The following is a 4,050-nucleotide window of genomic DNA, read 5'->3' on the forward strand; positions in this document are numbered from 1 at the left end:
TCACGACAGCTAACTCGATGATGAACTTCCAGCCTGTACTGCGACCTGGCACGGGTCAATAACTGGCGGTGATTCAATGTTGACTCTTCCGTGGATGCCCGGAGAGCAGGGGCAGCAGGCGCTGCTGGCGTGGTTTAATGAAGGCGATACCCGTGCCTATAAAATCCGCTTCCCGAACGGCACGGTCGATGTGTTCCGTGGCTGGGTCAGCAGTATCGGTAAGGCGGTGACGGCGAAGGAAGTGATCACCCGCACGGTGAAAGTCACCAATGTGGGACGTCCGTCGATGGCAGAAGATCGCAGCACGGTAACAGCGGCAACCGGCATGACCGTGACGCCTGCCAGCACCTCGGTGGTGAAAGGGCAGAGCACCACGCTGACCGTGGCCTTCCAGCCGGAGGGCGTAACCGACAAGAGCTTTCGTGCGGTGTCTGCGGATAAAACAAAAGCCACCGTGTCGGTCAGTGGTATGACCATCACCGTGAACGGCGTTGCTGCAGGCAAGGTCAACATTCCGGTTGTATCCGGTAATGGTGAGTTTGCTGCGGTTGCAGAAATCACCGTCACCGCCAGTTAATCCGGGGAGTCAGAGATGTTCCTGAAAACCGAATCATTTGAACATAACGGTGTGACCGTCACGCTTTCTGAACTGTCAGCCCTGCAGCGTATTGAGCATCTCGCCCTGATGAAACGGCAGGCAGAACAGGCGGAGTCAGACAGCAACCGGAAGTTTACTGTGGAAGACGCCATCAGAACCGGCGCGTTTCTGGTGGCGATGTCCCTGTGGCATAACCATCCGAAGAAGACAAAGCTGCCTTCCATGAATGAAGCCGTTAAACAGATTGAGCAGGAAGTGCTTACCACCTGGCCCACGGAGGCAATTTCTCATGCTGAAAACGTGGTGTCCCGGCTGTCCGGTATGTATGAGTTTGTGGTGAATGATGCTCCTGAACAGACAGAGGACGCCGGGCCTGCAGAGCCTGTTTCTGCGGGAAAGTGTTCGATGGTGAGCTGAGTTTTGCCCTGAAACTGGCGCGAGAGATGGGGCGACCCGACTGGCGTGCCCTGCTTGCCGGGATGTCATCCACGGAGTATGCCGACTGGCACCGCTTTTACAGTACCCATTATTTTCATGATGTTCTGCTGGATATGCACTTTTCCGGGCTGACGTACACCGTGCTCAGCCTGTTTTTCAGCGATCCGGATATGCATCCGCTGGATTTCAGTCTGCTGAACCGGCGTGAGGCTGACGAAGAGCCTGAAGATGATGTGCTGATGCAGAAAGCGGCAGGGCTTGTCGGAGGCGTCCGCTTTGGCCCGGAAGGGAATGAAGTTATCCCCGCTTCCCCGGATGTGGCGGACATGACGGAGGATGACGTAATGCTGATGACAGTATCAGAAGGGATCGCAGGAGGAGTCCGGTATGGCTGAACCGGTAGGCGATCTGGTCGTTGATTTAAGTCTGGATGCGGCCAGATTTGACGAGCAGATGGCCAGAGTCAGGCGTCATTTTTCCGGTACGGAAACTGATGCGAAAAAAACAGCGGCAGTCGTTGAACAGTCGCTGAGCCGACAGGCGCTGGCTGCACAGAAAGCGGGGATTTCCGTCGGGCAGTATAAAGCCGCCATGCGTATGCTGCCTGCACAGTTCACCGACGTGGCCACGCAGCTTGCAGGCGGGCAAAGTCCGTGGCTGATCCTGCTGCAACAGGGGGGTCAGGTGAAGGACTCCTTCGGCGGGATGATCCCCATGTTCCGGGGGCTTGCCGGTGCGATCACCCTGCCGATGGTGGGGGCTACCTCGCTGGCGGTGGCGACCGGAGCGCTGGCGTATGCCTGGTATCAGGGCAACTCAACCCTGTCCGATTTCAACAAAACGCTGGTCCTTTCCGGCAATCAGGCGGGACTGACGGCAGATCGTATGCTGGTCCTGTCCAGAGCCGGGCAGGCGGCAGGGCTGACGTTTAACCAGACCAGCGAGTCACTCAGCGCACTGGTTAAGGCGGGGGTAAGCGGTGAGGCTCAGATTGCGTCCATCAGCCAGAGTGTGGCGCGTTTCTCCTCTGCATCCGGCGTGGAGGTGGACAAGGTCGCTGAAGCCTTCGGGAAGCTGACCACAGACCCGACGTCGGGGCTGACGGCGATGGCACGCCAGTTCCATAACGTGACGGCGGAGCAGATTGCGTATGTTGCTCAGTTGCAGCGTTCCGGCGATGAAGCCGGGGCATTGCAGGCGGCGAACGAGGCCGCAACGAAAGGGTTTGATGACCAGACCCGCCGCCTGAAAGAGAACATGGGCACGCTGGAAACCTGGGCAGACAGGACAGCACGGGCATTCAAATCCATGTGGGATGCGGTGCTGGATATTGGTCGTCCTGATACCGCGCAGGAGATGCTGATTAAGGCAGAGGCCGCGTTTAAGAAAGCGGACGATATCTGGAATCTGCGCAAGGATGATTATTTTGTTAACGATGAAGCGCGGGCGCGTTACTGGGATGATCGTGAAAAGGCCCGTCTTGCGCTTGAAGCCGCCCGAAAGAAGGCTGAGCAGCAGAGTCAACAGGACAAAAATGCGCAGCAGCAGAGCGATACCGAAGCGTCACGGCTGAAATATACCGAAGAGGCGCAGAAGGCTTATGAACGCCTGCAGACGCCGCTGGAGAAATATACCGCCCGTCAGGAAGAACTGAACAAGGCACTGAAAGACGGGAAAATCCTGCAGGCGGATTACAACACGCTGATGGCGGCGGCGAAAAAGGATTATGAAGCGACGCTGAAAAAGCCGAAACAGTCCGGCGTGAAGGTGTCTGCGGGCGATCGTCAGGAAGACAGTGCTCATGCTGCCCTGCTGACGCTTCAGGCAGAACTCCGGACGCTGGAGAAGCATGCCGGAGCAAATGAGAAAATCAGCCAGCAGCGCCGGGATTTGTGGAAGGCGGAGAGTCAGTTCGCGGTACTGGAGGAGGCGGCGCAACGTCGCCAGCTGTCTGCACAGGAGAAATCCCTGCTGGCGCATAAAGATGAGACGCTGGAGTACAAACGCCAGCTGGCTGCACTTGGCGACAAGGTTACGTATCAGGAGCGCCTGAACGCGCTGGCGCAGCAGGCGGATAAATTCGCACAGCAGCAACGGGCAAAACGGGCCGCCATTGATGCGAAAAGCCGGGGGCTGACTGACCGGCAGGCAGAACGGGAAGCCACGGAACAGCGCCTGAAGGAACAGTATGGCGATAATCCGCTGGCGCTGAATAACGTCATGTCAGAGCAGAAAAAGACCTGGGCGGCTGAAGACCAGCTTCGCGGGAGCTGGATGGCAGGCCTGAAGTCCGGCTGGAGTGAGTGGGAAGAGAGCGCCACGGACAGTATGTCGCAGGTAAAAAGTGCAGCCACGCAGACCTTTGATGGTATTGCACAGAATATGGCGGCGATGCTGACCGGCAGTGAGCAGAACTGGCGCAGCTTCACCCGTTCCGTGCTGTCCATGATGACAGAAATTCTGCTTAAGCAGGCAATGGTGGGGATTGTCGGGAGTATCGGCAGCGCCATTGGCGGGGCTGTTGGTGGCGGCGCATCCGCGTCAGGCGGTACAGCCATTCAGGCCGCTGCGGCGAAATTCCATTTTGCAACCGGAGGATTTACGGGAACCGGCGGCAAATATGAGCCAGCGGGGATTGTTCACCGTGGTGAATTTGTCTTCACGAAGGAGGCAACCAGCCGGATTGGCGTGGGGAATCTTTACCGGCTGATGCGCGGCTATGCCACCGGCGGTTATGTCGGTACACCGGGCAGCATGGCAGACAGCCGGTCGCAGGCGTCCGGGACGTTTGAGCAGAATAACCATGTGGTGATTAACAACGACGGCACGAACGGGCAGATAGGTCCGGCTGCTCTGAAGGCGGTGTATGACATGGCCCGCAAGGGTGCCCGTGATGAAATTCAGACACAGATGCGTGATGGTGGCCTGTTCTCCGGAGGTGGACGATGAAGACCTTCCGCTGGAAAGTGAAACCCGGTATGGATGTGGCTTCGGTCCCTTCTGTAAGAAAGGTG

At 57.8% G+C, this 4,050-nt stretch carries 3 protein-coding genes and 2 pseudogenes; all 5 read left to right on the plus strand.

Annotated elements, in window-relative coordinates; all coding sequences use genetic code 11:
• Window positions 1–13 precede the first annotated feature (13 nt).
• A pseudogene (locus RTW80_RS22780) lies at window positions 14–577 on the plus strand (phage tail protein); the annotation flags it as partial.
• A gap of 15 nt (window positions 578–592) precedes the next feature.
• Window positions 593–1,015 (plus strand): phage tail assembly chaperone G, encoded by a 423-nt coding sequence (gene gpG / locus RTW80_RS22785; RefSeq protein WP_312720314.1) that lies wholly within the window; start codon window positions 593–595, stop codon window positions 1,013–1,015.
• Window positions 997–1,431, plus strand: a complete 435-nt coding sequence (locus RTW80_RS22790; RefSeq protein WP_312720316.1) for a phage tail assembly protein T — start codon at window positions 997–999, stop codon at window positions 1,429–1,431. The genes gpG and RTW80_RS22790 overlap by 19 nt, the downstream gene beginning before the upstream one ends.
• A complete protein-coding gene (locus RTW80_RS22795) occupies window positions 1,424–3,985 on the plus strand; it encodes a phage tail tape measure protein (protein WP_000840342.1) in 2,562 nt (853 codons plus the stop codon). The genes RTW80_RS22790 and RTW80_RS22795 overlap by 8 nt, the downstream gene beginning before the upstream one ends.
• Window positions 3,982–4,050, plus strand: a pseudogene (locus RTW80_RS22800) (phage tail protein); the annotation flags it as partial. The gene RTW80_RS22795 and the pseudogene RTW80_RS22800, both read left to right, overlap by 4 nt.

The sequence above is a fragment of the Escherichia sp. AM3 genome (assembly GCF_032029835.1).
Classification (GTDB): Bacteria; Pseudomonadota; Gammaproteobacteria; order Enterobacterales; family Enterobacteriaceae; genus Escherichia; species Escherichia coli.